The sequence below is a fragment of the Kitasatospora sp. NPDC041988 genome (assembly GCF_055588525.1).
This window is the reverse complement of sequence record NZ_JBVJCO010000001.1, coordinates 336,424-361,334: the sequence shown is the minus strand read 5'-3', so window position 1 is coordinate 361,334 and position 24,911 is coordinate 336,424. Positions and strand designations below refer to the sequence as shown.

23 protein-coding genes and 2 pseudogenes are annotated in these 24,911 nt (G+C 72.6%); 10 read left to right on the top strand and 15 right to left on the bottom strand.

Going from position 1 to position 24,911, the window contains the following annotated elements:
- Nucleotides 1–8 precede the first annotated feature (8 nt).
- Nucleotides 9–254 (bottom strand): hypothetical protein, encoded by a 246-nt coding sequence (locus ACZ6NC_RS01490; RefSeq protein ID WP_465727751.1) that lies wholly within the window; start codon nucleotides 252–254, stop codon nucleotides 9–11.
- A 115-nt stretch (nucleotides 255–369) separates the two neighbouring features.
- On the opposite strand from ACZ6NC_RS01490, the gene ACZ6NC_RS01485 reads away from it, so the two are divergent.
- Nucleotides 370–1,035 carry a response regulator gene (locus ACZ6NC_RS01485; protein ID WP_465727749.1) on the top strand — a complete coding sequence of 222 codons (666 nt, stop codon included), beginning with the start codon at nucleotides 370–372 and terminating at the stop codon, nucleotides 1,033–1,035.
- A 7-nt stretch (nucleotides 1,036–1,042) separates the two neighbouring features.
- Here the strand turns inward: ACZ6NC_RS01485 and ACZ6NC_RS01480 are convergent, their stop codons facing one another.
- From ACZ6NC_RS01480 to ACZ6NC_RS01455, 6 genes are all read right to left on the bottom strand, one after another.
- Nucleotides 1,043–2,275, bottom strand: a complete 1,233-nt coding sequence (locus tag ACZ6NC_RS01480) for a sensor histidine kinase (protein ID WP_465727747.1) — start codon at nucleotides 2,273–2,275, stop codon at nucleotides 1,043–1,045.
- 106 nt (nucleotides 2,276–2,381) lie between these two features.
- Nucleotides 2,382–3,773 carry an FtsX-like permease family protein gene (locus ACZ6NC_RS01475; RefSeq protein WP_465727745.1) on the bottom strand — a complete coding sequence of 464 codons (1,392 nt, stop codon included), beginning with the start codon at nucleotides 3,771–3,773 and terminating at the stop codon, nucleotides 2,382–2,384.
- A gap of 185 nt (nucleotides 3,774–3,958) precedes the next feature.
- The gene (locus ACZ6NC_RS01470) at nucleotides 3,959–4,711 is read right to left on the bottom strand and encodes an ABC transporter ATP-binding protein (RefSeq protein WP_465727743.1); all 753 of its coding nucleotides are present in this window, start codon (nucleotides 4,709–4,711) and stop codon (nucleotides 3,959–3,961) included.
- A gap of 173 nt (nucleotides 4,712–4,884) precedes the next feature.
- Nucleotides 4,885–5,325 (bottom strand): nuclear transport factor 2 family protein, encoded by a 441-nt coding sequence (locus ACZ6NC_RS01465; protein ID WP_465727741.1) that lies wholly within the window; start codon nucleotides 5,323–5,325, stop codon nucleotides 4,885–4,887.
- A 36-nt stretch (nucleotides 5,326–5,361) separates the two neighbouring features.
- A complete protein-coding gene (locus ACZ6NC_RS01460; RefSeq protein WP_465727739.1) occupies nucleotides 5,362–6,156 on the bottom strand; it encodes an MBL fold metallo-hydrolase in 795 nt (264 codons plus the stop codon).
- A gap of 52 nt (nucleotides 6,157–6,208) precedes the next feature.
- Nucleotides 6,209–6,784: an NADPH-dependent FMN reductase gene (locus ACZ6NC_RS01455; RefSeq protein ID WP_465727737.1), complete on the bottom strand. Its 576-nt coding sequence runs from the start codon at nucleotides 6,782–6,784 to the stop codon at nucleotides 6,209–6,211.
- A 159-nt stretch (nucleotides 6,785–6,943) separates the two neighbouring features.
- Here ACZ6NC_RS01455 and ACZ6NC_RS01450 point away from each other — a divergent pair, with 159 nt between their 5' ends.
- Both ACZ6NC_RS01450 and ACZ6NC_RS01445 read left to right on the top strand, forming a co-directional pair.
- On the top strand, nucleotides 6,944–7,864 hold the full coding sequence (locus ACZ6NC_RS01450; protein WP_465727735.1) for a pirin family protein: 921 nt from the start codon (nucleotides 6,944–6,946) through the stop codon (nucleotides 7,862–7,864).
- Between the two features lie 110 nt (nucleotides 7,865–7,974).
- Nucleotides 7,975–8,652 (top strand): TetR/AcrR family transcriptional regulator, encoded by a 678-nt coding sequence (locus ACZ6NC_RS01445; RefSeq protein ID WP_465727733.1) that lies wholly within the window; start codon nucleotides 7,975–7,977, stop codon nucleotides 8,650–8,652.
- A 35-nt stretch (nucleotides 8,653–8,687) separates the two neighbouring features.
- Here the strand turns inward: ACZ6NC_RS01445 and ACZ6NC_RS01440 are convergent, their stop codons facing one another.
- The gene (locus ACZ6NC_RS01440; protein ID WP_465727731.1) at nucleotides 8,688–9,326 is read right to left on the bottom strand and encodes a maleylpyruvate isomerase N-terminal domain-containing protein; all 639 of its coding nucleotides are present in this window, start codon (nucleotides 9,324–9,326) and stop codon (nucleotides 8,688–8,690) included.
- A gap of 145 nt (nucleotides 9,327–9,471) precedes the next feature.
- On the opposite strand from ACZ6NC_RS01440, the gene ACZ6NC_RS01435 reads away from it, so the two are divergent.
- Both ACZ6NC_RS01435 and ACZ6NC_RS01430 read left to right on the top strand, forming a co-directional pair.
- The gene (locus ACZ6NC_RS01435; protein WP_465727729.1) at nucleotides 9,472–10,338 is read left to right on the top strand and encodes an alpha/beta fold hydrolase; all 867 of its coding nucleotides are present in this window, start codon (nucleotides 9,472–9,474) and stop codon (nucleotides 10,336–10,338) included.
- A gap of 213 nt (nucleotides 10,339–10,551) precedes the next feature.
- On the top strand, nucleotides 10,552–11,166 hold the full coding sequence (locus ACZ6NC_RS01430; RefSeq protein WP_465727727.1) for a thiaminase II/PqqC family protein: 615 nt from the start codon (nucleotides 10,552–10,554) through the stop codon (nucleotides 11,164–11,166).
- A gap of 35 nt (nucleotides 11,167–11,201) precedes the next feature.
- On the opposite strand, the gene ACZ6NC_RS01425 is transcribed toward ACZ6NC_RS01430, so the two are convergent.
- The 3 genes and pseudogenes from ACZ6NC_RS01425 to ACZ6NC_RS01415 form a co-directional block, all read right to left on the bottom strand.
- Nucleotides 11,202–12,023, bottom strand: a complete 822-nt coding sequence (locus ACZ6NC_RS01425) for a hypothetical protein (protein ID WP_465727725.1) — start codon at nucleotides 12,021–12,023, stop codon at nucleotides 11,202–11,204.
- Nucleotides 12,024–12,149: 126 nt separating this feature from the next.
- Nucleotides 12,150–12,326: pseudogene (locus ACZ6NC_RS01420) on the bottom strand (ribonuclease BN); the annotation flags it as partial.
- A gap of 7 nt (nucleotides 12,327–12,333) precedes the next feature.
- A pseudogene (locus tag ACZ6NC_RS01415) lies at nucleotides 12,334–12,696 on the bottom strand (glutathione-dependent formaldehyde dehydrogenase); the annotation flags it as partial.
- On the opposite strand from ACZ6NC_RS01415, the gene ACZ6NC_RS01410 reads away from it, so the two are divergent.
- Together ACZ6NC_RS01410 and ACZ6NC_RS01405 are read left to right on the top strand one after the other, a co-directional pair.
- Nucleotides 12,637–13,497 carry a LacI family DNA-binding transcriptional regulator gene (locus ACZ6NC_RS01410; protein ID WP_465727723.1) on the top strand — a complete coding sequence of 287 codons (861 nt, stop codon included), beginning with the start codon at nucleotides 12,637–12,639 and terminating at the stop codon, nucleotides 13,495–13,497. The pseudogene ACZ6NC_RS01415 and the gene ACZ6NC_RS01410 sit on opposite strands and share 60 nt — an antisense overlap.
- A 14-nt stretch (nucleotides 13,498–13,511) precedes the next feature.
- Complete coding sequence (locus ACZ6NC_RS01405; RefSeq protein WP_465727721.1) at nucleotides 13,512–13,730, top strand: hypothetical protein; 219 nt, start codon at nucleotides 13,512–13,514, stop codon at nucleotides 13,728–13,730.
- Nucleotides 13,731–13,843: 113 nt separating this feature from the next.
- Here ACZ6NC_RS01405 and ACZ6NC_RS01400 read toward each other — a convergent pair whose 3' ends face one another.
- Nucleotides 13,844–14,962, bottom strand: coding sequence for a fatty acid desaturase family protein (locus ACZ6NC_RS01400; RefSeq protein ID WP_465727719.1), 1,119 nt, complete (start codon nucleotides 14,960–14,962; stop codon nucleotides 13,844–13,846).
- A 7-nt stretch (nucleotides 14,963–14,969) separates the two neighbouring features.
- On the bottom strand, nucleotides 14,970–16,025 hold the full coding sequence (locus ACZ6NC_RS01395; protein ID WP_465573964.1) for a ferredoxin reductase: 1,056 nt from the start codon (nucleotides 16,023–16,025) through the stop codon (nucleotides 14,970–14,972).
- Nucleotides 16,026–16,112: 87 nt separating this feature from the next.
- On the opposite strand from ACZ6NC_RS01395, the gene ACZ6NC_RS01390 reads away from it, so the two are divergent.
- Both ACZ6NC_RS01390 and ACZ6NC_RS01385 read left to right on the top strand, forming a co-directional pair.
- Nucleotides 16,113–17,252 carry a PucR family transcriptional regulator gene (locus tag ACZ6NC_RS01390; protein ID WP_465727717.1) on the top strand — a complete coding sequence of 380 codons (1,140 nt, stop codon included), beginning with the start codon at nucleotides 16,113–16,115 and terminating at the stop codon, nucleotides 17,250–17,252.
- Nucleotides 17,253–17,354: 102 nt separating this feature from the next.
- Nucleotides 17,355–17,492, top strand: coding sequence for a hypothetical protein (locus tag ACZ6NC_RS01385; RefSeq protein ID WP_465727715.1), 138 nt, complete (start codon nucleotides 17,355–17,357; stop codon nucleotides 17,490–17,492).
- A 444-nt stretch (nucleotides 17,493–17,936) separates the two neighbouring features.
- Here ACZ6NC_RS01385 and ACZ6NC_RS01380 read toward each other — a convergent pair whose 3' ends face one another.
- Both ACZ6NC_RS01380 and ACZ6NC_RS01375 read right to left on the bottom strand, forming a co-directional pair.
- On the bottom strand, nucleotides 17,937–19,934 hold the full coding sequence (locus ACZ6NC_RS01380; RefSeq protein WP_465727713.1) for a glycoside hydrolase family 31 protein: 1,998 nt from the start codon (nucleotides 19,932–19,934) through the stop codon (nucleotides 17,937–17,939).
- A 134-nt stretch (nucleotides 19,935–20,068) separates the two neighbouring features.
- The gene (locus ACZ6NC_RS01375; protein WP_465727711.1) at nucleotides 20,069–21,625 is read right to left on the bottom strand and encodes an alpha-L-arabinofuranosidase B; all 1,557 of its coding nucleotides are present in this window, start codon (nucleotides 21,623–21,625) and stop codon (nucleotides 20,069–20,071) included.
- Nucleotides 21,626–22,017: 392 nt separating this feature from the next.
- On the opposite strand from ACZ6NC_RS01375, the gene ACZ6NC_RS01370 reads away from it, so the two are divergent.
- Nucleotides 22,018–24,753: a beta-L-arabinofuranosidase domain-containing protein gene (locus ACZ6NC_RS01370; protein ID WP_465727709.1), complete on the top strand. Its 2,736-nt coding sequence runs from the start codon at nucleotides 22,018–22,020 to the stop codon at nucleotides 24,751–24,753.
- Nucleotides 24,754–24,911 lie beyond the last annotated feature (158 nt).

The following is a 24,911-nucleotide window of genomic DNA, read 5'->3' as shown; positions in this document are numbered from 1 at the left end:
TCAGCCACTCACGCGCGAGCCAGGTACGACGTCTGTCCGCCCGTCAACGCGGCGAGCGCCGCCAACCGCCGCTCGTACCGCCCCCGGCCGGCCAGTACGGCCAGCACGGCGGGCAGCTCCCCGCGCCCCGCGAGGGCGTGGGCGGCGCGGGCCAGGTGCCGCAGGCGGGCGGGGTGCGGGAGCGGATCGAGCTCGGCGAGGAGACGGTCGGCGGCGGGCTGGGCGGAGGCGGGTCCGTCGGTGGAGCGAGACATGGGGGTGATTCTGATGTAGCCGAACGCCTGGTCGCGAACGGTTTCCCGCACCACCGGCAGCCAGCGCTTCCGGCCCGCGCGGACCGACGCTCCCTGGCGGCCCGATAATGGCGTCATGATCGACAGGCAGTTGCGCGTGGTACTGGCCGAGGACTCGGTGATCCTCCGGGAGGGGATGGTCGAGTTGCTCGGCGCCCGTGGGTGCGAGGTGGTCGCTGCGGCCGGGACGGCGCCGGAGCTGCTCGCCGCCGTGGCCGAACACCGGCCCGATGTCGCGGTGGTGGACATCCGGATGCCGCCCACCCACACCGACGAGGGCATCCGCGCCGCCGTCGAGCTGCGCGCGACCCTACCGGAGGTCGGCATCCTGGTCTTCTCGCAGCACGTCGAGACCGCCTGGGCGTCCCGGCTGCTGGCGGGCGGCGCCGCCGGCGTCGGGTATCTGCTGAAGGAACGGGTCGCCCGGACCTCCGAGTTCGTGGACGCGCTGCGCCGGGTCGCGGACGGCGGGACGGCGCTGGACCCGGAGGTGGTGACCCGGCTGATGCGGGGCGGGCGGCGCAGCCGGGTGGACGCGTTGACACCGCGCGAGCGCGAGGTGCTGGAGCTGATGGCGCAGGGGCATTCCAACCGCTCGATCGCCGGGCGGTTGGTGGTGTCGGAGCGGGCGGTGGAGAAGCATGTCGCCGCCGTGTTCACCAAGTTCGACCTGCCGGCCACGGATGCTGACAACCGCCGGGTGAAGGCGGTGCTCACCTACCTCTCCGAGACGAGTGGCTGACGGTCGGTCACACACGGCTCGGGAGCACCGCGGTGACGACGGTGGGCCCGCCGGCCGGGCTCTCCACCCGGAGCACGCCGTCCACGGCGGCGAGCCGCTCACTGAGACCGGCCAGCCCGGTCCCGCCGTCGGGCCCGCCGGGCACGGCGCCGCCGCGGCCGTCGTCGCGCACCACCAGCCGGACCCGGCCGTCGGCGGCGGTGGCCGACAGCTCGGCCGTCCGGGCGCCGCTGTGCTTGGCGAGGTTGGTGAGCAGCTCGGCCGCGCAGAAGTAGACGGCCTGTTCGATCGCCGGGTCCGGCCGTTCGCGCAGGTCGAGGCGGACGGCGACCGGGACGGGCGAGGTGGCGGTCAGCCCGGGCAGGGCCTCGCCGAGGCCGCCGTCCAGCGCCACCGGGTGGATGCCCCGGGTGAGCCGGCGCAGTCCGGTGATGGTGTCGTCGGTCTGGCCGCGGGCGCGGTCGACCAGGGTGCGCAGGCGGGCGAGGTCGGGGCTCCCTGGTCCGGCGCCGGGAGCGAGCGCGTCGTCGGCCAGCGAGAGGGTGATGGCGAGGGCGACCAGCTGGGCCTGGGTGCCGTCGTGCAGGTCGCGTTCCAGGCGGCGCAGCCGGTCGGTGTTGTCGGCGAGGAGCGTGGCGCGGGCGGATTCGAGGGCGCGGACCCGCTGCTGGGCGCGGGGCGGCCCGAGGAGCAGCCGCGCGATGCTCCGGTTGGCCGAGCCGAGCGCGTGGTTGGCGAGCGGGACGGCGGCCAGGACGGCCAGGCCGAGCAGCACGGCGGCCGCGTCCAGCCAGCCGGCGGGCCGCTCCCCCGGCTCCAACAGCCGTACCCAGAGCGGGAACCCGAGCAGCCAGCCGCAGCCGAGCGGCAGGGCGACGGCGGCGGCGAAGCCGAGCAGTCCGAGCGGCAGGCGCAGCAGCAGGTAGAGCAGCGCCCGCCAGGCGACCGGGTCGGCCAGGACGGCGCGGCCGCGGGCGAACGCGCCGTCCGGCCTCGGCAGCGGGGGCGGCGGTTCCACGTACTCGCCCAGCAGCCGGCCGACCAGCCGGCGGTGGAGCCCGCCGAGGCCGCGCGCGCCGGCCAGCGCGGCGACCACGAACGGCAGGCCGAGCACGGTGAGCGAGAGCAGCGTCCCGGCGTAGAGGACGGCGAGCGCGTAGGCGCCGCCGAGGACGGCGGGCGGCAGGCCCGCGACGGCGAAGAGCAGCTCGCCGCCGCGGACCGTGAAGTACCGCCGCACGGGCCGTGCTCGCGCCTCGCCGCGATCGCCGCCACGCCGTCGCAGACCTCCGCGATCGCCTCGACCACCTCGACCACCTCGACCACCTCGATCGGAGGACCGCCCGTCAGCCACGCTCGCCACCGGCCAGTTCCGCGGCCGGGCCGGTGACAGCGCGCACGCCGGGGCCCAGGATGCCGGGGACGGTCAGCGCGGCCGCGCCGGCCACGATCCAGCCGCAAGCTGCCACCGGGACGGTCGGCGCGGCGGAGCCGGTGACGGCCGTGCTGAAGGCGGCCGAGGCGACGGCGGCGACCGCCGCACCCAGCAGCACGCCCACCGCCGTGGTGAGCACCGCCTCGACGGTGAGCATCCGCAGCAACTGGCGCCGGGTGGCGCCGACCAGCCGCAGCAGCGCGAACTCGCGGCGGCGGTCGGAGGTCAGGGCGACCAGGGTGTTGACGGTCGAGACGGCGGCGAAGCAGACCAGCATGGCCAGCTCGGCCTGGCGGAGCCAGACGTCGGTCGCGGAGGTCACGGAGGCGGCCGAGGCGGCGGCCCCGGGGAGGGCGCGGGTCGCCGCGTGCCCGGCGGTGCTTGTCATGATCGACATGGTGCCCGAGAGTCCGACCAGGAGCGCAACCGGCACCACGGCGGAGGAGAGCCGGTGCGCGTAGCCGCGCAGGTTGGCGTCGGCCAGCCAGCCCGAACGGGGCGCCGCCCACCGCACCGGCGCGCCCAGCACGGCAGCCAGGATGCGGGCCGCGAGCGGTCCCAGCAGGGCGACCGCGACCAGCAGCACCAGCGAGGCGAGCAGGGCCGCCTGCCCGGCCTTGTCGAGCTGGTCGGCCGGCCGGGTCGCCGCCAGCCGGAGCAGCAGCACGCCGCCGGTCAGGGCGCCGGCGCCGGCCAGCAGCCGCAGGGCGCCCGTCCGGCCGTGCTCGGTCGAACCGGCGGTGAGGGCGGCGGCCGGCGAGATCCGGGTGATCCGCCGGGCCGCGACGGCGGCCGCCGCCAGGCCGACGAGCAGGGCAGCGGCGAGCGCGACCAGCATCGGCAGCGGCGTGCCCGGCACCCGGACGGCGGGCGCGGCCATCCCCCGCTCCTGCAGGGCGGCGAGGAACCCGCGGGCGGCGAAGGCCCCCGCCACCCAGCCGGGCCCGGCCGCCAGCAGGGTGGTCACGACCACCTGGCCGCGTACCAGCCGGCGGACCTGCCGGGGTGTGGCCGCGATGGTCCGCAGGAGCGCCAGCTCCCGGTGCTGCTGGCGCAGCGCGAAGCCGAGCGCGTTGACCACCACGAAGAAGGCCACCAGTACGGCGATCTCGCCGAACGCGCCCGCGATCACCATCAGGCCCGGCCCGGTGGGCGCCCGGCGGGCGGCGGCCGGGGCGGTGACCTCGGCGGCGAAGAGCGAACCGAAGAGCGTCACCGTGGCGACGGCGAGGAAGAGCGCCATGGCCAGCCCGGCGAAGGCGGCGGGGCGGCGGCGGAGCTGGCCGAGCACGAGGGCCGGCACCGGGCGGCCGGTACGGGCGGTCGAGCGGCCGGCGCGGGAGGCCGGGGCCGGCGACGTACTCGGGGCGGACCGCGGATCCGGGGCGGTTCCAAGCTCCGGGACGGACCGCGGATCCGGGGCGGTACCGAGGTCCGAGGCGGTACCGAGGTCCGAGGCGGTACCCGAGGGCTGGGGCGTCATCGCGCTCACCCGCCCAGCCGGCTCAGCCGCTCGGCGACCGACGCCGCCGTCGGGTGGGCCAGTTCATCGACCAGCAGCCCGTCGGCGAGCAGCAGGACGCGGTCGGCGTAACCGGCTGCCACCGGGTCGTGGGTGACCATCACACAGGTCTGCCCGTCCCGGTCGACGCCGGAGCGCAGCAGGGCGAGGATCTCGTGACCGGTGGCGCGGTCGAGCGCGCCGGTGGGTTCGTCGGCGAAGAGCACGTCGGGGCGGGTGGCCAGCGCGCGGGCGATCGCGACGCGCTGCTGCTGGCCGCCGGAGAGCCTGCCCGGCCGGTCCCGTTCGCGGCCGGCCAGTCCGACCCGGGCGAGCGCGTTCTGCACGGCCGCGCGGTCGGGGCGGTTGCCGGCGAGCCGGCCGGGGAGTTCGACGTTCTGGGCGACCGTCATCGCGGGCATCAGGTTGAACGCCTGGAAGACGAACCCGACCCGGCTGCGCCGCAGTTCGGCCAGTTTGCGTTCGGGCAGCCGGGACACCTCGGTGGAGCCCCACCGGACGGTGCCGCGGGTGGGCCGGTCCATACCGGCGAGGCAGTGCAGCAGGGTGGTCTTGCCGGAGCCGGAGGGCCCCATCACTGCGGTGAAGGTCCCGGGTGCGAACGCCACCGACACCCCGCGCAGCGCCCGTACGACGGCGCCGCCCCTCCCGTACTCCCGGTGCAGGTCGTCGGCGCGGGCGGCGGGTTCCGCGACCACTGTCATTCTCGTCTCAGCCATGGCTCCATGCTGGCCGGGCCGGGCGCGGCGATCGATCGTGCTCGCCCCCGAATCGGAGGTTCGGTTTTCCGAACCTCCACCCGAACGCCCAGGCCGCGGAGGTGGTGGTGGCCGAGGGGGAGGTCCCGGCACCGCCACTGACACGCTTCCTTCCCCGTAGGATTGACGAGCCGTCAGGGTTTTCCATCCCCGCGCGGCCCGTGGATGGTCCGGTCGGTCTCGGCGATGGGGACGTCGTTGATGCTGGCCTCGCGGCGTCGCATCAGGCCGTCGGGGGCGAACTCCCACAGCTCGTTGCCGTGGCTGCGCCACCACTGGCCGTTGTCGTCGTGCCACTCGTACTGGAAGCGGACGGCGATGCGGTTGTCGGTGAAGGACCAGAGCTGCTTGCGCAGCGCGTACTCGTGCTCCCTGGCCCATTTGTCGGAGAGGAAGGCGGCGATCTCCTCCCGCCCGTTGACGAACCGGTCGCGGTTGCGCCAGACCGAATCGGGCGTGTAGGCGAGGGCCACGCGCTGCGGGTCGCGGGTGTTCCACGCGTCCTCGGCCGCCTGGACCTTGGCGGCCGCGGTCTCCGCGGTGAACGGCGGGAGCGGGGGGCGTGCGGATGACATCTGGGGCTCCATGGTGGGAGGGCGTTGCGGGGTCGGTCAGAGGACTTCGGGCGTGCCCGGCGGCAGCCGGCGCAGGCGGCCGGCCAGGTCGGGGGCGGCGAACGCCTCGGCGATGCGGGCCGGGTCCTCGACGAAGTGCTCCCAGGACTCGAAGTGCAGCGGGACCACCTGGCGGGCGCCGAGCGTGCGGGCCAGCTCGGCGCCTTCGGCCGCGCTCAGGGAGAAGGCGAGCTCCCCGGTGCCGGGGAAGTGCGCGTCGCCCAGGTGCAGGAAGGCCGTGTCGATGGCGAAGCGTTCGGCGATCCCGTCCAGGGCGGCGTGGCGCGTGGTGTCGCCCGAGAAGTAGAGCGTGCCGCCCTCGTACTCCACGACGAACCCGGTGACCGGGCCGGTGACCGGCTCGGTGCCAGCCGGACCGTGCCGGGCCGGGGTCGCGGTCACCGTGACGGTGGTCGCGCCCACGGTGACCGGCACGCTCTCCCATGGGGCGAGGCCGGTCGCCCGGCCGCCCAGCCGGGCGGCGGCCTCGGGGGTGGTGAGCACCGCGCCCGCCCGGCCGGCCACATCCCGGCCGGTGCGGTCGAGGTTGTCGGCGTGCTGGTCGTGGGAGAGCAGGACCAGGTCGACGGGCGGCAGTTGCCCGGCGCCGAGCGCCGCGCCGGCGGTGCGGCGCAGCGGGCGGGCGGCCGGGTAGTCGCCCGGGTCCTGGTCGAGGGCGGGGTCGGTGAGGATCGTCAGGTCGCCGATGCGCAGCAGGATGGTGGCGGTGCCGAGGTAGGTGGCGGTGACCGGGGTAACGGTGTCCGGCGTTGCGGTGACCGGGGTGGCCATGGCGGACGCTCCTTCGACGGAGGTGGTGGGGTGAGTGAGGCTGGAGGCCGGGTCAGCGCGCGGCGGCGGCGTCGATCTTGACCTGCAGCGCCCGCAGCAGGTCCTGGAGCAGCCCGATGGTGGTCTCGTCGGTGAGGTTGCCTTCCCCGTCGAAGCGCTCGTGCGAGCGGAAGGCGATGACCTCGGGCTTGACCACGACGTCGCTGTCGGTCCAGACGAAGACCTGGCGCAGTGCCAGCTGGGCGCGGACGCTGCCGAAGTTGGTCGGGGCGGCGCCGAGGATCGCGGTGGGCTTGCGGTGCAGCGGCAGGCCCTCGGTCTTGGTCCAGTCGGTGCTCAGCCAGTCGAGGGCGTTCTTGAGGACGCCGGGGATGGAGTAGTTGAACTCCGGCGTGGCGATCAGCAGGCCGTCGGCGGCCTGGACGCGGCGGCGCAGGTCGTTGACGATGGCCGGCCGTTTCTCGGGGGTGTCGAGGTCCTGGTCGTACGCGGGGATGTCGCGCAGGCCGTCGTAGATCTCGATGTCCTGGCCGCCGGGGTTGAACTTCTGGGCGGCGCGCAGCAGCTGGGTGTTGTGCGAGTCGGCGCGCAGCGAGCCGGAGATGGCGAAGATCTTGGCGGTGGCCATGGTGGGACTCCTTCAGGAGGGTGACGGGGGAGGGAAGTTGTCGGACCGTCCGGTAGGCCGGGCGGCTTCGACTCCGAGAAAACTAAACCGCTCAGTTCATTATGTCAACCGAACGGTTCAGTCTTGACACTGAACTGAATCGTATAGTTCATTCGAGCCATGACCACATCGAGCGCCACCGCCGCCACCGCCATCGCCACGACCGCCGTCACCGCCCCCGGCACCACGCGGTCCACCGTCCGCGTCGTCCGCCCCGTGCACACCTACGAGGGCGCGGGCTTCCCGGTCCGCCGCCCCTTCCCCACCGCCGACCTGCCCTTCCTCGACCCGTTCCTGATGGTCGACCAGGTCGGCCCGGTCGAGCTCGGGCCGGGCGAGGCCAAGGGCGCTCCCCCGCACCCGCACCGCGGCTTCGAGACCATCCAGTACGTCATCGCCGGCGACATCGCGAACGCCGACTCCCGCGGCCACCGCGCCGTCGTCCGGGGCGGCGGCGTGCAGTGGCTCACCGCCGGCTCCGGGATCGTCCACGAGGCCCTGCCCACCGAGGAGTTCCTCGCCGAGGGCGGCCTCCAGCACATGCTGCAGATCTGGGTGAACCTGCCGGCCCGGCTCAAGTCCGTCCCGCCGCGCAGCCAGAACGCCGAGGCCGGAGACCTCCCCGTGGTCACCACGGACGACGGCGCCGAGCTCACGGTCATCGCCGGCAGCACCCACGGCGTCACCGGCCCGTTCGCGACCCACACGCCCGTCCTGGTCGTGCACGCCCGCCTCGCGCCCGGCACCCGGGCCGAATTCACCGCACCCGCCGGGCACAACGCCATGCTGTACGTGCTGTCCGGCGAGGCCGCCACGCCCGACGCGCAGCTCCCGGACGGCCACCTCGCGGTACTCGCGCAGGACGGCGAGCGGTTCACGGTCGAGGCCCGGGGCGGGGCGGCCGAGGTCCTGGTCCTGGCCGGTGAGCCGATCGGCGAGCCGGTGGCCCGCAGCGGCCCGTTCGTGATGAACACCGCCGCCGAGCTGCGCCAGGCCCAGCAGGACTTCAGCCTCGGCCTGATGGGGCGGCTCCCCTGTTGAGCCCGGACCGACCGCCCGGCACGTCCGCTTCGCCGCCTTTGCGAACCAAACCGTTCAGTTCATATACTGAGAAACCCCCACTCCGGACCAGAACGCAAGAGGACACCGCCATGGGCGTCGACACAGCAGGCACGGCTGACGCGACGGACGAATACGGCATCCCGATCATCCCGGACCCCACCGACGCCGCCCAGCGCAAGCGCCAGGCCATCATCGACTCGGCGCTCACCGAGTTCCTGGGCGCGGGCTACTCGGCCGCCTCCATGGACGCGATCACCAACCGCTCCGGCGTCTCCAAGGCGACCATCTACAAGCACTTCGGCAGCAAGGAACGCCTGTTCCTGGCCGTCATCGGCGGCATCCTGCCCCGCACCTACGCCGGGCTCGAATCCTGTACCTCCACCATCGTCGAGGCCCCCGACCTGCGGGCCGCACTGATCGACCTCACCACCGCCTGGGCCCGCATCCTGCTGCGCCCCGACATCATGTCGCTGCGCCGGCTGGTCATCGGCGAGACGGAGCGCTTCCCCCAGCTGGGCCAGCTCTGGTACCGGGTCAGCTACGACATGATCAACGGCCCGCTGACCGAGGCCTTCACCGAACTGGACCGGCTCGGCAGACTGGACACCCCCGAACCCGAGCTCGCCGTCCAGCAGCTCGTGGCCGCGACCCTCGGCGTCCCCCAGCTGATGGCCACCTTCGCCCCCGACACCACCCTCGACGAGGCGGACCTCGCCCACCTGATCACCTCCGGCGTCGACCTCCTGCTCGCCCGCTACGAGCGCTGAGCGGGCCGGCAGACCGTACACCGGGCCCAGGCCCTTCAGAACGCGGCGATCGACGCCGGCGCGCGCTCGGCACGGCTGAGCGCGCGCAGCACATCGGTGGCACCGTGCCGCCGGGTCGCCAGCCGGGCCAGCAGGGCGATCACCGTGTCGGCGGCGTCCCGAGTCAGTGCGGGTGTCGGGAGCCCCACACCGACCGCGAGGTCGTCGCTGTGGACGGCGAGCTCCATCAGCCGGGTGGTGACGAAGTCGTCCAGAGTCAGCGCGTACTGCCCCCAGACGGGCAGGTGGATGGTGCGGTCCGGCACCCCCGGCAGGGTCGCACGCAGCTCCCGGACGGTGTCCGCCGCACGAGCGGACAGTGCCGCCGGCCCGGCGGCCGCCGCCTCCCGGGCTCCCTGCCGGATCCGCAGGTTGACGGGGGCGTCCGGGCCGGCGCCGATCCACTGCACCCGGCCGTAGTAGTCGGCGAGCGGGATCACCGGCAGCCCGGAGACCGGGTGGGACAGCGCCTCGGGAATGAAGAAGATCTGCCAGGCCAGATGCCCGGCCAGCCCCGCCACACCGAACTCCCGCAGCGCACCCGGCTCATCCCAGCGCGCCGCCACCTCCGGAGCCGCCAGCAGTTCGGCGGCCGAGGCCGCGGTGTCGAGGTAGCTCGCGACGATGCTTCTCACAGTTTCTCCTCCTGAGTCGGCCAGGGCGTGCGGAGGGTCCGCGCCGGCCCTGGCAGAAATTGACTCCGCATCCGGGAATGAATGCTGGAGATCTAACCTTTACCAATGTGAGTATCAGTTAGAACCGATGGCAGGAGAACGTAGCATGACCGAGGTACGCCACACCACCGTCAACATCCAGGGCCGGCCGGTCTTCTACCGGGAGGCGGGCGATCCGGCCAACCCGACGCTGGTCCTTCTGCACGGCTTCCCCAGCAGCTCGGCGATGTTCCGCAACCTGCTGCGCGAGCTGGGCGACACCTACCACCTGATCGCGCCCGACCACCTCGGGTTCGGCCAGTCCGCGGCGCCGTCCGTCGACGAGTTCGAGTACAGCTTCGACAACCTCACCGAGTACACCCTGGCGCTGCTCGACACCCTGGGGATCGACCGGTTCGCCCTCTACATCCACGACTACGGCGCCCCGATCGGGCTGCGCATCGCCTCCCGGCACCCCGAGCGCGTGACCGCCCTCATCACCCAGAGCGGCAATGCCTACCTGGAGGGCTTCACCCCGTTCTGGGACCTCCTCTTCGCGCACGCCAAGGACCGGTCCACGCACGAGCCGGCCGTCCGACAGTTGCTCGAAGCCGACGCCACCCGGTGGCAGTACACCCACGGCGTCCCCGCCGACCGGACCGACCGGATCAGCCCCGACACCTGGACGCTCGACCAGGCCTACCTCGACCGTCCCGGCAACATGGAGATCCAGCTCCAGCTCTTCTGGGACTACCAGTTCAACCTCGACGGCTACCCCGACTTCCAGCGCTACTTCGCCGAGCACCGCCCACCGGTCCTGATCGCCTGGGGCGAGCACGACGAGATCTTCGGCGCCGCCGGCGCCCGCGCCTTCCTCCGCGACCTCCCCGACGCCGAACTTCACCTCCTCGACGCCGGCCACTTCGCCCTGGAGACCCACGGCCCCGAAATCGCCGCCCTCATCCGCGACTTCCTCGGCCGCACATTCACCTGACAGGCAGCCCCGGCCCGACCGGCAGGCCGTTCGCCGACCGGCGGGCCGGGGCTGGTCCCGCCCGGCGCGCCGCCACGCATCCACCTCGGCGCGCCCCGAGGCCGGAGGGGGCGGCCCCGCGATAGGAATGGCACCCGGGGGCCGGTCCGAGGTGGAGGCGCGAGCACGGTGAACCAGCGAGTCGATGCACAACTTCGGAGACTGCGAACCGAGTTGGCGCCGGGTGACACACCACCCACACTGGTCGCGGACGTCGCGTCCGGCCGCGCGCCGCTCGGCGCGCTCGCCGAACTGGCCGCCCAGCAGCAGCGGATCATCAGCTCCGACCGCCGCAGTCTGCTACTGCTCGCCACCCGGTGCGCCGACCGGCCCCTCGGCGCCTGGTTCGCCACCCTCGCCGAGGGCGAGAGCGCCGCGCTGCGCAGCCTGCCCGCACTCGCCGCCGCCTGCGGGCCCGACCCGGACCAGGCCGCCGACCACCCGCCACTGGCCGGCTGCCAGGCCTACCCGGCCTACCTGGCCTGGCTCGCGCTCAACGGCCGGCCCGACGCCGTCGCGGCCGCACTGGTCGCCAACTTCGCCGCCTGGGGCGGCTACTGCGCGGTCGTCGCGCAGGCGCTGCGCCGCCACTACGGCTACTCCGACGAGGCCTGCGCCTTCTTCGACTTCTTCGCCCAGCCCGCGACGGAGCTGGAGCAGCAGGCCGCCGACGCGCTCGGACCTGGCCGACTGGACGAGCCGACCCTGGCCGCCGCGCGCGAGTACGGGCTGCTGCTCCAGTCCTACGAGCACCTGTTCTGGGACACCCTGGGCGTGCTCGACCCCTGACGTCCGGGCCGCCCTCCCGGACGACCCGTCCCGCCTCAGGCCTGCCAGTGCGGCTTGCCGCTGACCATCCGGCAGTAGATCACCCGGCCGCTCGCGTCGTGCGTGCTCTTCCCCAGGTCGGCGTTGCGGCAGAACTGCCCGGCCTCGTAGCAGTTTCCGGCAGCCGACCGGATCTCGCAGCCGCCGCCGGCCGCCGCCGCGGTGTGCTCCGGCTGCGGGTCGGTCGGCGGCTGCGCGGTGGTCACCTTCGGCTGCGGGGCGGCCGTGGGCGCCGGCGGCTGCGACGGGGCGACGGGCGGCGCCGAGGGCGCGGCGGCGGCCGGAGGCGTGACCGGCGGGGCGGACGCGGTCGGGGCCGTCGCCGTGGGGGTGGCCGGCGGCGGGGGCGCCGCGGTGGTGGCGGGGGCGGTCGGCGTGGCCGACGCCGTGGCATCGCCGCCGGCGGCCGACGGGTCCCAACCGGTCAGTGCCAGACCGACGGTGAGGACGAGTCCGGCGAATCCGGCCAGACCGGCCCGGCGACGCCCGGATATCCGTGAAGCCATGGAGGAGAACGCTCCGTTCTGCGGGCTGGCGACCGTCCTGCTGGCCGGCGGAAACTCGGACGGAGCGGTGACCCCGGCCTCCGCGGGCACCGAGTCACCCTCGCAGAAGACCGCGGCCACCCCCAGCGGCCCCGCCTCACCGGCGCCGACCACAGCGGCACCCACCACGGCCCGGCCGCAGCCGTCGGCCACCACCACCCGTCCCAAGCCGTCCGGCAGCACGACCTCGGCCGCGGCGTCCGCCTCGGGCCAACCCGCACCCCACGTCCCGTCCCTCCGGCCCGTCCCCCGGCCCACATCCCGGCCGGACATTTCCACCCTAAGCGGATGCCACCCGCTCCGACCAGCGGAAACAACGGGCCATCAGCCGACCGGAGCGGTGACGCGCCGAACCGAGCAGGGCGGGCAGGGCGGGCGGGCGCCGCCCGGCTACTCGACCTCCCCCCCGGCCGGAGAGGCCGCGGCGATCACGATGAGCAGCGGCACCAGGGTCAGGAAGAACAGCGCTGCGAAGGCGAGTGACCGGTGGAACAGCTCGATCTCGCGGCCGCGCCGGCGGATCCGTCGGGACACGGTCCGCAGCCGGTTCCGGGTCGTTCGCTCGGGGACTGCCATGGGTGGTTCAGGGGCGGAAGAGGACCTTGCCGGCGCCGTCCGCCTTCTGCTGGAACATCTCGTAGGCAGCCGGTGCCTCGTCCAGGGGCAGGTGGTGGGTGGCGAAGGCGTCGACGCCGAGCGGGTCGTCGTCGGTCAGCAGGGGCAGCAGGTCGTCCACCCAGCGCCGGACGTTGGCCTGACCCATGCGCAGCTGGATCTGCTTGTCGAAGAGGGTGAGCATGGGCAGGGGGTCGGCCATGCCGCCGTAGACGCCGGACAGCGAGATGGTGCCGCCACGGCGGACGATGTCGATGGCCAGGTGGAGGGCGTGAAGGCGGTCGATGCCGGCGCGGAGCATGAGGCGCCGCGCGACGGCGTCGGGGAGCAGGGTTTCGTGGCCAGCGTGGTCGAAGCCGCGGCCCGTGCCGACCTGGACGTCCTGCTCTCCCCCTCCGGGGGCGACCACGACCGGTCGTTCGAGCGCCTCCTGTCCGGAGGGCGCGTCGACGGGGTGATCCTCATGGAGATCCGCCTGGAGGACTCCCGGGTCCGCAGACTTCAGCAGGCCGGGCTGCCGTTCGTCGGGATCGGACACACGGCCCGCGCCCACGAGATGTGCTGGATCGATGTCGACTACACCACCGTGATCAACCAGTGCGTCCACCACCTCGCGGATCTGGGCCACACCCGGATCGCGTTGATCAACCGTTCCGTCGAACTCATGGCAGCCGGCTACGGACCGGGCCACCGGGCTCGCGACGGCTTCACCGCGGCCGTCACGCTGCGCGGCATCCAGGGCATCGACCTGGAGTGCGGGGACGACGCGGCCGCCGGACTGGAATGCGCCACCCGGCTCCTGCGCGACCACCCCGACATCACCGCGGTCGCGACGATCAACGAAGCCGCGCTGCCCGGCTTCCAGCGGGGCCTGGAGGAGGCCGGCCGAACGGTACCGAGGGACTTCTCCATCACCGGCGTCGTCGGCCGGACCTGGGCCGAGGAGTTCCGCCCCCCGCTCACCGCCGCGGACGTACCGGCGCAGGACATCGGTACCAGGGCCATGGACCTACTGCTCGAACGCATGGCCGACCCCACCGCCCCCCTCCGCAACATCCTGCTGACCCCGCCGGTCTCCCTGCGCGGCAGTACCGGCCCCGCGCCGTCCGCGCAGCCCGGTGGCGGCTGCTGACCCCGGTCATCGCCGTGGGCAACATGTCGCTGACGGCGCACGTCGGGCACTTCGTGGCCTCCATGGCACTGAGCATGCCGCTCGGCGACAGCGGTCCGGCACCGGGTGCCCAGGAACCGGACGCGATCCGCGACGCCTCCCTCAGCCAGGCCGCTGCGTTGATGCACGTCAGCAACACCGCGCTGTGGCTGAGCGAGCACCTGCGTACGGGAGAAGCCCTCCCGTGGACATGAAGGCCGAGGAGTGACGGGTGGTTCCCGCCGTGCCGGCGACCGGCCGGCGGAGCGGGACGGTGCCGGCCCGGCGGTGCCGCCGGTACGGCCGAGCTCCGAACCGGTACCGGTGATCAGGCCGCGACGAGCTCCTGCTCGCGCTCCGGCGTTCCGGCCCTCGGTTTCCTGTTCGGCAGCGAGAGCCGGAAGACCTTGCGCCACGCGGAGAACACCTGCTTCGGCAGCGGCCCGGTGACGTACTCCAGCTCGTACTTCTCGAACAGCGCGCGCACCTTCACCGCGACCTCGGCGTAGCGGTTGCTCGGCAGGTCGGGGAACAGGTGGTGCTCGATCTGGTGCGACAGGTTGCCGGTCATGAAGTGCATGGCCCTGCTGCCACTGATGTTCGCCGACCCCATCATCTGGCGCAGGTACCACTGGCCGCGCGTCTCGCCCTCGATCGACTGGCGCTCGAAGACCTGCACGCCCTCGGGGAAGTGCCCGCACATGATCACCGAGTGGGTCCAGACGTTGCGGACCAGGTTCGCGGTGAAGGTGGCGGCGAGCGTGGTGAGGAAGGACGGGCCCGACAGCAGCGGGTGGATCACGTAGTCCTTGAGCACCTGCTTGCGGATCTTGCGGCCCACGGCCCTGGCCCGCGCGCGGAACTCCGGGTCCTTGCGGCGGCGCTTGCGCAGGTTCTTGCCGAGCTCCAGGTCGTACGCGGCGATGCCGTACTCGAAGAAGCAGGCGTTGACGAAGTTCCACAGCGGCTGGCCGAGGTGGAACGGGTGCCACTTCTGGTCCTCGTCGACGCGCATGATGCCGTAGCCGAGGTCGTTGTCCTTGCCGATCACGTTGGTGTACGTGTGGTGCAGCTCGTTGTGCGAGTGCTTCCACTGATTGGACGGCGCGACGTGGTCCCACTCCCAGGTGGTGGAGTGGATCTTCGGGTCCCGCATCCAGTCCCACTGGCCGTGCAGGACGTTGTGGCCGATCTCCATGTTGTCCATGATCTTCGCCACGGACAGACCGGCGGTGCCGAGCAGCCACGCGGGCGGGAAGATCGAGAACAGCAGCACGCCCCTGCTGACCAGCTCGATCTTGCGCTGCGCCGAGATGACCGTACGGATGTAGGCGGCGTCCTTCTCGCCACGGCCGGCGATCACCTCGTCGCGGATCGCGTCCAGCTCGCGGCCGAGCTCCTCGATCTGCTCCGCGGTCAGGTGGGCGGTGGGGTCGATGGCGGTCAAAGTGCTTCTACCGTTCGATGTCGCAGGGGCCCGCCGCGGCGGACACGCAGGTCTGGATGAGGACGCCCGGCTCGGCCTCGGTGATCTCGCCGGTTCGCAGGTCGCGGACGGCGCCCGCCTTGAGCGGCGTGACGCAGCCGAAGCAGATGCCCATGCGGCACCCGGAGGGCATGAGCACGCCGGCCTCCTCGCCGATGTCCAGCAACGGCGTGGCGCCGTCCGCGTCGACGGTCCTGCCGGTGGCGCTGAACGTGACCTCGCCGGCGTCGCCGGCGACGACGGTGCTCGGGCGGAAGCGCTCGGTGTGCAGGCGCTCGTGGACGCCGTGCTCGTTCCAGTGCTTCTCTGCGGCGTCGAGCAGGCCCGCGGGACCGCAGGCCCAGGTCTCGCGCTCGGCCCAGTCGGGCACGAGTCCGTCGAGACGGGCGATGTCGAGCCTGCCGTCCGTGTCGGTGTGCACCTCGATGAGGCGCAGTCTCCCGTCCGCGACCAGGCCGTGCAGTTCGGTGCGGAAGAGCACGTCCTGCGGCTGTGGCGCGAGGTGGACCATGACGACGTCGTCGAACTCGGTGTCGCGCAGCATGCCCATCACGGGCGTGATGCCGCTGCCGGCCGTCAGGTAGAGCACCTTGGCGGGCGTGGCCCGCGGCAGTACGAAGTCACCGGACGCCTGGTCGAGCTGGATCAGCGTGCCCGGTGTCGCCCTGCGGACCAGGTGGTTGCTGACCTTGCCGTCCGGGATGGCCTTCACGGTGATCGTGACGCGGCCGTCCTGGCGGTCTGTCGGCGAGGTGATCGAGTAGGCACGCCACAGGCGCCTCCCGTCGACATCGACCCCGATCCGCAGGTACTGACCGGCCGTGTGGCCGCGCCAGCCCCGTCCCGGCCTGATCACGATGGTCGCGGCGTCGCCCGTCTCAGGGTGCACGGCCTCGATGCGCCCCCGCAGGTCGGCGCCGGTACGCAGCGGGCTGACCAGGTCGAGGTAGTCCGAGGGCAGCAGCGGCGTTGTGACCATCTCCAGCAGTTTCCACGCCCTGCTGCGGAGTGTTGCACGCGTCATGACTCCAGCTTGCGGCGCCTCGGGGCGTAAAGTCCTGACCGTAGGACGTGAAACTGATCGGCTGAATTGTTCGCAGGAAACAAAAACGTGAGCCATGCAATCCGGAAGGCCGGCGAATTGGCCCTGGATGAGACGACGGTCACAGCACTTCGGGCCGCGCTGACGACCACCGCCGACGAGGTCGTCCAGGCGATCATCGACGAGGTCCCTCCCTACGCCAATGCCCTTTCGGGCCCCATGGGCGGCACCATCCGCCGGGCCGTCCGCACTGCTCTGGGGAACTACCTGGACCTGGCGAGCGGGAACGACACAGGCGGCGACGCCGGTGACGCGGCCTACGAGCTGGGTCGCGGCGAGGTTCGCGACGGCCGTTCGATGGACGCCCTGCTCAGCGCCTACCGTGTCGGCGCCCGCGTGGCCTGGCGATGCCTGGCGGCGGGTGCCGTACCCGCAGGTCTGCCCGCCGCCGAGGTCGCCAAGTTCGCCGAGCTGACCTTCGCCTACATCGACGAGCTCTCCGCCGCGAGCGCCGCGGGCCACGCCGACGAACTGGCCGCCCGGGGCAGGGCCCACGAGCGCCATCTTGAACACCTGGCCCGCGACCTCCTCGCCGGCGCGAACCCGGACGTGGTGATGGCCTCTGCTCAACGGGCCGGATGGCAGCCTCCGGTTTCGCTGACCGTGGTCCTGCTGCCCGCGGTCCAGGCCCGGCCTGCCTACCGCGCGCTCGAGCCGAGCACCCTGGTCCTCGACGATCTGCCGGACGCCACCGGTGTGCTGCTCGTCCCCGATGCCGACCGGTCGCGTCTCCTGCGGCAGCTGACCGACCGCACCGCCGTGGTCGGCCCGGCCCGGCCGTGGACTCGTGCGTCCGCCTCGTACGCACGAGCCGTACGCGCGCGTTCCCTCTCCGCTGACATCCGGGACACCGAGGACCACCTGCCCGAGCTGGTGCTGAGCGCCGACGCGGACGCGTTCGCAGACCTGCGTGCCCGAGCCCTCGCACCGTTGCGGACCTTGCCCGACGCGACGGCGCAGCGGCTGGAGGAAACGCTCCGGGCGTGGCTGCTGCACCAGGGCAGGCGGGAGGAGGTGGCGGCGGCGTTGTTCGTCCATCCCCAGACAGTCCGATACCGGATGTCGCAGCTGCGGGAGCTGTTTCCGGATCTGGCGTCGCCCCACCGGGTCCTTGAGCTGACACTGGCCGTGGGTCTTCGGGTCAGCTGACGCGCTGCTTCCGACCATCCAGCGGGCCCCTCGCGAAAGTACTTTCCAAAATGGAAAGTAGATGCCACCCCCTGGAGGTAGTTGCCGCATCAAGGGGGAACCATGGACCGCCCGCTTACGCCCGCCGAGGCGCTCGAACTCGCCAACCGGGCCACCGCCACCGCTTCCCGCCCCGTACCGCCGCCCGACTGGTACGGGCCCGCGATCGGGGCGGTCTTCCTGGTGCAGGAGATCGCATAGCCTCGAAGAACCGTCCGATCCCCAGCCCCGCGTGAAGGTCCGGCAGGTTGGGCCAGGCATCCGACACCACCGCCATCCGCACGCCCCGGCGGCTGAGCTCTTCCAGGGTGCCCACGACCTCCGGGCAGGTCTCCAGGAGCGTGGCCGCCGGGACCTCGCGGCACAAGTCGGCGAGGAGCTCCGAGGACGGTTCCACCCCGACGTGACGAAGCATCAGCCGGTGGTAGTCGTCGGGCGCGGGCTCGGGCGACGAGGCGGCGAGGAGTCGGTCGCCCGCGGCGACGGCTGCCGCGAACTGTTCCGACGTGATCGAAGGTACGTGGGCGAGAACGGTCTGCTCGAAGTCCGCCCGCGGGTTCCACCGGCCGCCGATCGGCTGCATCAGCACGCCGCCCGAGTCGAAGAGAACGGCGCGGAGGTCCTCCGGAGGACGGGGTCGTGTCGTCATCGGATGCCTCCGTGTGTCAGCCGGGCCGTGACGTCGGCACCTTCCCGTACGAAGACCGGGATGCGCTCCAGCGGGGCCTCGGCGTCGAGCGTCGTTCCGCCTTCCAGCACGCGGCCGGTGGCCGGGTCGCGCCAGCGGGTGCCGGACGGCAGGTACACCCGACGGGCCCGGACACCGGCCTCGTACACGGGGGCCACCAGCAGGTCGGGGCCGAGCAGGTACTGGTCGTCCACCTCCCAGGCGTGTCCGTCCTCGGGGAAGTCGAAGAACAGCGGACGCATGGGCGGGGCGCCGGTGCGGTGGGCGGCCTCGGACAGGCCGTGCAGGTACGGGCGCAGGCGCTCGCGCAGCGACAGGTGGTCACGGAGGATGCCGTACGCCTGCTCCCCGTACGACCAGATCTCGTTCGGCCCGCCGGTCATGTCCGTGGCGAAGGCGGGGTGGTTGGGCTCGCGGTCCCCGTGCAGCCGCATGACGGGGCTGAAGGTGCCGTACTGGAACCACCGGATCAGCAGCTCACGGTACGCCGGGTCGTCCGGGTCGCCGCCGAAGAAGCCTCCGATGTCCGTGTTCCACCAGGGGATGCCGCTCATCGCGACGTTCAGTCCGGCCCTGATCTGGCGCCCGAGGGAGTCGAAGGTCGTGGGGATGTCGCCGGACCACAGCAGGGCCCCGTACTTCTGGCTGCCCGCCCACGCCGAGCGGGCCAGCGACAGCGGCCGGTCCTCACCCTCCGCGCGCAGGCCGTCGGCCACCGCGCGGGCGTGCTCCAGCGGGTAGAGGTTCGCGGCCTCGGCGGCCGGCCCTGCCGCGTAGACGGCGCGCTCGGCGAGGCCCGGGGGCACGTCGGGTTCGCAGGCGTCCAGCCAGAAGCACGCCACGCCCAGCGAACGGTAGTTGTCGTTCAGCCGCTGCCACAGCGCGGTGCGCGCTCCGGGGTGGGTGGCGTCGTAGTACGCCATCGGGCGGATCAGGGCCTCGCCGCCGTACCGGGACGGCCACGGGAAGGTGAGCAGACCACCGCCGGTGTCCCGGACGAGGTGCCCGGACGAGCGCAGCGCGTCGTACGCGTCGCTGTCGGGCTCGACGGTGGGCCACACCGAGACGGCGAGCTTCACGCCGAGGTCTGACAGCTCCTTGACCATGGCGGCGGGGTCGGGCCACTCGCTCTCCTCGAAGCGCCAGTCGCCCATCCTCGGCCAGTGGAAGAAGTCGCAGACGATGACGGACAGCGGAAGTCCGCGGTCCTTGTACTCCCGGGCCACGGCCAGGAGTTCGTCCTGGGTGCGGTAGCGCAGCTTCGACTGCCAGAAGCCCGAGGCCCATGCGGGCAGCAGGGGCGGACGGCCGGTGGCCCGGGTGTAGGAGTCCAGGATCCGGGCCGGGGTGTCGCCGGCGGTGATCCAGTAGTCGATGCGCCCGCCGCCGTCGGCGGTCCACCGGGTGGTGTCGGCGCCCAGTTCGACGCGGCCCGTGGCGGGGTTGTTCCAGAGCAGTCCGTAGCCGCGCGAGGAGTGCAGGAAGGGGACGGCCGCCACGGTGTTGCGCTGGACGAGGTCGATCACACAGCCCTTCTGGTCCAGGCGTCCGTGCAGGTGCTGCCCCAGGCCGTGCAGCCGTTCACCGTCGTAGGCCTCGAAGGACTGCTCCGTCCGGCCGCCGGCCGCGTGGACGCGCGGGTCGGCGTGGAGCGCGTGCGGGCTGCGCTCGGCGAGGAGTTCGCGGCCCGAGACGGCGTGGCGGAATCGCAGCCGGCCGTCCGCCGAGGCCTCGACGGCGATGCTGCCGTTGACCAGACGGGCACTGCCGTCGTCCGACACGGACACCTCGGCGTGCGGGGCGGGCCGCGGGTTCTCCAGCGCACCGGGGGCGGTGGGGTCGATGGTCCCGGACGAGGCCCGCACCCGGACGGCGTCCGGTCCCCAGGGCTCGACGCGGAGGATCTCTGCGGCGGTGTGCCGTTCCAGGGCGCCCGCGCGGATGCTGTAGGACAAGGTCGGTTCCTCTGCTCCTGGGGTCGGTCGGGTGGTGTCACCGTCGCTTCCGGGCTCCTCCGTCGCGCGAGCCGGACCCGCCACCGCCGGCGAGGCGGTGGCGGGCCGGTGCACGGTGGTGCTGCCGCGGTGGCTCAGCTCCAGGGCTGGGCGGTCGTCCAGCTGGTGTCGTCGGCCCAACTGGTGGTGCTGTCCCAGCTGTTGGTGCCTCCGTTGGACGCCACGTAGGCGGTGTAGTTGTAGTGGCGGAGGTACTTCGTCGGGAAGTTGACGGACTGGAAGGAGGTGCCCGTCCCGCTGTTGCCCTTGGTCGGGCAGAAGGTGGCGTCCTGGGCGAAGGCGCCCGCGCCGTCGTCGACGTTCAGGTACAGCTGGTAGTTGAAGTGGCGCAGGAACTGGCCGGGGCTGTTGGCGGACTCGAAGGACACGCAGGAGCTGTTGGCCAGGCCGGCGCGGACGATCCAGGTGGCGTCGGCCTTGTCGGTGGCCGAGCTGGCGGCGGTGGTGCCGGAGATGACGACCTTGGTGTCGGCGTCGTCGTGGCGCAGGTAGTGGGAGGTGCAGCAGGGCGCGGTGGTGGCCTGCAGCGAGATCCGGGAGCCCGGGGTCAGCGTGCCGGTGCCGGTCGAGCCGCTGGCGTAGCCGGCGGCGGCGATGTTGGCCTGGACGGCGTTCTCGGTGGCGTCCGACGGGTAGCCCGAGGTCATCACGCCTTCGTAGAAGGTGCCCTGGGCCCACTTGCTGTTGTCACCGCCGATGCCGAGGATGATCGCGCCTTCCTTGTGCATCGGGTTGTAGCCGGTGGCGTTGGGGCGCACGCCGTTGTAGAAGGTGGACAGGCCGCCCGACTGGGCGTCGCCCCCGCGGAGGGCCCACTGGTTCGGTCCGCCCTTGAGCATGGCGGTCAGGAAGCGGTTGTGGACGCTGGGGTCGTTGGCGTTGGATCCGCGGTTGACCCCGGAGAACAGGCCGTTCTCCAGGTCGGCCATGACCCAGGGTCCGTTGCCGCTGCCCGAGCCCCAGCTCTTGTTGTCGCCGAAGTAGAGGGCCTCCATGTGGCCGTTGCCGGTGTCCAGGTTGTTGGTCTCGGCGTTGCCGTAGTCGAAGCAGCAACCGCCGTTGAAGTGCGTGCCGTCGAAGATGGCGTACATGCCCTCGGGCTGGTCGCCGGTGGCGACGCCGTTGGTGTTGTTGTTGCGGTAGCCCGTCCCGGGGGCGACGTAGACGCCGTACGCCTTGTGCCCGCCGACGGTGACCGGCGCCTCGAAGGCGTTGGCGAGATTGTCCGGACCGCCGGCCGCCCCGCCGGCAGGAGCCTGGGTGAGGTGGTTGCCCTTGCCGGACTGGTCGTAGAGGACGGTGATGACGCAGCTGGTACCGGCACAGAAGGAGTCCTGCGCGGCGGCGTCGGCGTATCCGCCGGCGCTCAGCAGGCCGATGTCCCTGGTCGCGTTGTCGGAGGCACGCTTGACCTGGTACAGCGGCCCGCCGTAGGAGCCGTACAGCGCCCGGGTGGTGCTGTGCGCGGCGACGCACGGCGTGTTGCCGGCGGCGTAGATGTCGCACGGCCCCTGGGTGGCGGCCTGCGAGGTGGCGGCGGTGCCGGTCAGGAAGCCGGCGGTGAGGGCGGTCGTCAGGGCGGCCCCCAGAACGGTCTTCCGGGCACGGCGGATCAACTGACGATACGTCATAACAGCTCCCTGTGCGGGCGGAGGAAGGGGAGTCTTGTTAACGCTAACAATCTGCGGCTGCGGATGCGGGCATGCCGGAACGCTCACGGAGGTGAGTCGCCCCCGCCAAGCGACTCACCACTATCACCACCCGCAGAGACGGCGTCAAGACGTCCCGCGCGGACAACAGGCCTGCGTCAGCGCGCCTCTGGACGGGATCCCGCGCCCGGAGCTATAAACGTGACACCTGCCGAAAGGTCGGATTTCACACTCCTCGCACCCCCGGCAGCCGCTGACGGCACCTCCGGAACTCGCCGACCCACCCCCGTCGACCCACCACCCGCCGACCCGTCTTGTTAACGCTAACGGCTCGCGCCGGCCTCCTCCCCCACCCGGAAGGACCAGATCCCCCGATGCCGCTCCCTCCCCCGAACCGCCGCAGCCTGCTCAAGGCCACCGGCGTCCTGGCCCTCGCGCCGACCATCGGCCTCGCCCTCACCCCGGCCGCCGCCGAAGCCTCCGCGGCCCCCGGGGCCGGAACCGCCGAAGCCGCCGGCTCCTCGATCCAGCCGTTCGACCTCGGCCAGGTCCGGCTCACCGCCGGCCGGTTGCGCGACAACCTGGACCGCACCCTGGCGTACCTGCGCTTCGTCGACGTCGACCGCCTGCTGTACAACTTCCGTACGAACCACCGGCTTTCCAGCAACGCCGCTTCGGCGAACGGTGGTTGGGACGCGCCCTCCTTCCCGTTCCGCACCCACGTGCAAGGACACTTCCTCAGCGCTTGGGCCCAGGCGTACGCGGGGACGGGTGACACCACCTGCCGCGACAAGGCCACCTTCATGGTCGCCGAGCTCGCGAAGTGCCAGGCCAACAACGCCGTCCCGGGGTTCTCCCCAGGCTACCTCTCGGGCTTCCCCGAGAACGACTTCGCCCAGTTGGAGACCGGCACCCTCAAGAACGGCAACGTCCCCTACTACTGCATCCACAAGACGATGGCCGGCCTGCTCGATGTCTGGCGCCTGTTGGGCAGCACCCAGGCCCGGGACGTCCTGCTGGGCCTGGCCGGCTGGGTCGACCAGCGCACCGCCCGGCTCACCCGGGGCCAGATGCAGGCGCTCCTGAACACCGAGTTCGGCGGCATGAACGAAGTCCTGGCCGACCTCCACCTGCAGACCGTCGATCCGCGCTGGCTGACGGTCGCCCAGCGCTTCGACCACGCCGCCGTCTTCGACCCGCTGGCCGCTGATCAGGACCAGCTGAACGGTCTGCACGCCAACACCCAGGTTCCCAAGTGGATCGGAGCCGTCCGCGAGTACCGGGCCACCGGAACGGCGCGCTACCACGACATCGCCGCCCGGGCCTGGAGGTTCTGCACCGGGAGGCACAGCTACGCCATCGGCGGCAACAGCCAGGCCGAGCACTTCCGCGCGCCCGACGCGATCTCCTCCCAGCTGACCAACGACACCTGCGAGCTGTGCAACTCGTACAACATGCTCAAACTCACCCGTGAACTCTGGCAGCTGGACCCCGAGCAGGCCGCGTACTTCGACTTCTACGAGCGGGCCCTGCTCAACCACGTCGTCGGTGCGCAGAACCCGGCCGACCCCCACGGGCACGTCACCTACTTCACCCCGCTGAAGGCCGGTGGCCGCCGCGGTGTCGGCCCGGCCTGGGGCGGCGGCACCTGGAGCACCGACTACGACTCCTTCTGGTGCTGCCAGGGCACCGGCCTGGAGTCCAACACCAAACTGGCGGACTCCGTCTACTTCCGCGACGGCACCACCCTGTTCGTCAACCTGTTCGTGCCCACCGTCCTCAGCTGGCCCGAGCGCGGCCTGACGGTCACCCAGAGCACTTCCTACCCCGCGGACGACACCACCACGCTCACGGTCACCGGCAGCGCCGGCGACATCTGGTCGATGCGCGTCCGCATTCCGGCCTGGACGTCCGGTGCCACCGTGAGCGTCAACGGCACGGTGCAGAACATCGCCACCACGCCCGGCGGTTACGCCACCCTCACGCGCGCCTGGACCTCCGGGGACACGGTGACCGTCAAGCTGCCGATGCGGGTCGTGCTCCGGGCCGCCAACGACAACCCGGACGTCGCCGCGGTCACCTACGGTCCGGTCGTCCTGTGCGGCAACCACGGCGGCACCGCCCTGTCCGCCCTCCCGGTCCTCGATCCGGCGTCGATCTCGCGCACCGGCACCACGGGCCTGGCCTTCACCGCGACCGCCAACGGTTCGACCGTCGGCCTCGGCCCGTTCCACGACGCGCAGGGCTTCAACTACTCCGTCTACTGGAACACCCGTAGGACCAGCGGCTTCCGCCTGCTCAACGCGGGCAGCGGGCTCGTGCTAGGCATCCAGGACATGTCCACCGCGGACGGCGGGCTCGCGCTCCAGTGGAGCGACAGCGGCACCGCCGACCACGACTGGGAGCTCGTGGCCGACGGCACCGCGCTGCGGCTGCGCAACGTCAACAGCGGCAAGGTCCTGGGTGTGCGGAGCATGTCCACCGCCGACGACGCCCCGGTGCTCCAGTGGTCGGACAACGGCACCGCCGACCACCGGTGGACCGTCGTCGAGACGGCCGACGGCGCCCACGGCCTGCGGAACGTCAACAGCGGCAAGCTGCTCGGCGTCGCCGGGGCCTCCACCGCCCAGGGCGCCTTCGCCGTGCAGGTCCCGGACACCGCCTCGGCGACGAGCCGGTGGCGGTTCGTCCCGACCGGCACCCGGCGCATCCAGAACGTGGGCAGCGGACTCCTGCTCGGCGTGTCGTCGATGTCGACCGCCGACGGCGCCCGGGCGGTCCAGTGGGGCGACAACGGCACCGCCGACCACCTGTGGACGGCGGTGGTCGGCTCCGGAGGAGACCTCCTGCTCAGGAACTCCCACAGCGGCAAGGTCCTCGCCGTCGAGGGCGGTGGCACGGCCAACGGCTCCAGGATCGTCCAGTGGAGCGACGACGGGGCCGCGGACCACCGGTGGCGCCTGCGGCACGGCGGCGGCGACACCTTCCGCATCCAGTCCGCGGTCAGCGGCCGCGTCCTCGGCATCGCCGGCGCCTCCGTCTCCCAGGGGGCCGAGGCCGTCCTGTGGGACGACAACGGCACCTCCGACCACCTATGGCGGTTCCTCTGACCGGTGACGGGGAGCGCCCGGCCGCGGCCGGGCGCTCCCGATCCCGGTTCGGTCGGGGCGTCCCCACCCGCGGCACCGCCCTCGCCGCGTGGCCGCGCCCGTCCTGACGGCCCTTCGCCCCGCCGCACGGAGCGACGGGGCGAAGGGGTGGTGGGTGT

Bases quoted from the DNA above. Each gene is read 5' to 3' on its own strand.
- ACZ6NC_RS01490 (WP_465727751.1), bottom strand. From the start codon at position 254: ATGTCTCGCTCCACCGACGGACCCGCCTCCGCCCAGCCCGCCGCCGAC.
- ACZ6NC_RS01485 (WP_465727749.1), top strand. From the start codon at position 370: ATGATCGACAGGCAGTTGCGCGTGGTACTGGCCGAGGACTCGGTGATC.
- ACZ6NC_RS01470 (WP_465727743.1), bottom strand. From the start codon at position 4,711: ATGGCTGAGACGAGAATGACAGTGGTCGCGGAACCCGCCGCCCGCGCC.
- ACZ6NC_RS01465 (WP_465727741.1), bottom strand. From the start codon at position 5,325: ATGTCATCCGCACGCCCCCCGCTCCCGCCGTTCACCGCGGAGACCGCG.
- ACZ6NC_RS01460 (WP_465727739.1), bottom strand. From the start codon at position 6,156: ATGGCCACCCCGGTCACCGCAACGCCGGACACCGTTACCCCGGTCACC.
- ACZ6NC_RS01455 (WP_465727737.1), bottom strand. From the start codon at position 6,784: ATGGCCACCGCCAAGATCTTCGCCATCTCCGGCTCGCTGCGCGCCGAC.
- ACZ6NC_RS01450 (WP_465727735.1), top strand. From the start codon at position 6,944: ATGACCACATCGAGCGCCACCGCCGCCACCGCCATCGCCACGACCGCC.
- ACZ6NC_RS01445 (WP_465727733.1), top strand. From the start codon at position 7,975: ATGGGCGTCGACACAGCAGGCACGGCTGACGCGACGGACGAATACGGC.
- ACZ6NC_RS01435 (WP_465727729.1), top strand. From the start codon at position 9,472: ATGACCGAGGTACGCCACACCACCGTCAACATCCAGGGCCGGCCGGTC.
- ACZ6NC_RS01425 (WP_465727725.1), bottom strand. From the start codon at position 12,023: ATGTCCGGCCGGGATGTGGGCCGGGGGACGGGCCGGAGGGACGGGACG.
- ACZ6NC_RS01395 (WP_465573964.1), bottom strand. From the start codon at position 16,025: ATGACGCGTGCAACACTCCGCAGCAGGGCGTGGAAACTGCTGGAGATG.
- ACZ6NC_RS01385 (WP_465727715.1), top strand. From the start codon at position 17,355: ATGGACCGCCCGCTTACGCCCGCCGAGGCGCTCGAACTCGCCAACCGG.
- ACZ6NC_RS01375 (WP_465727711.1), bottom strand. From the start codon at position 21,625: ATGACGTATCGTCAGTTGATCCGCCGTGCCCGGAAGACCGTTCTGGGG.
- ACZ6NC_RS01370 (WP_465727709.1), top strand. From the start codon at position 22,018: ATGCCGCTCCCTCCCCCGAACCGCCGCAGCCTGCTCAAGGCCACCGGC.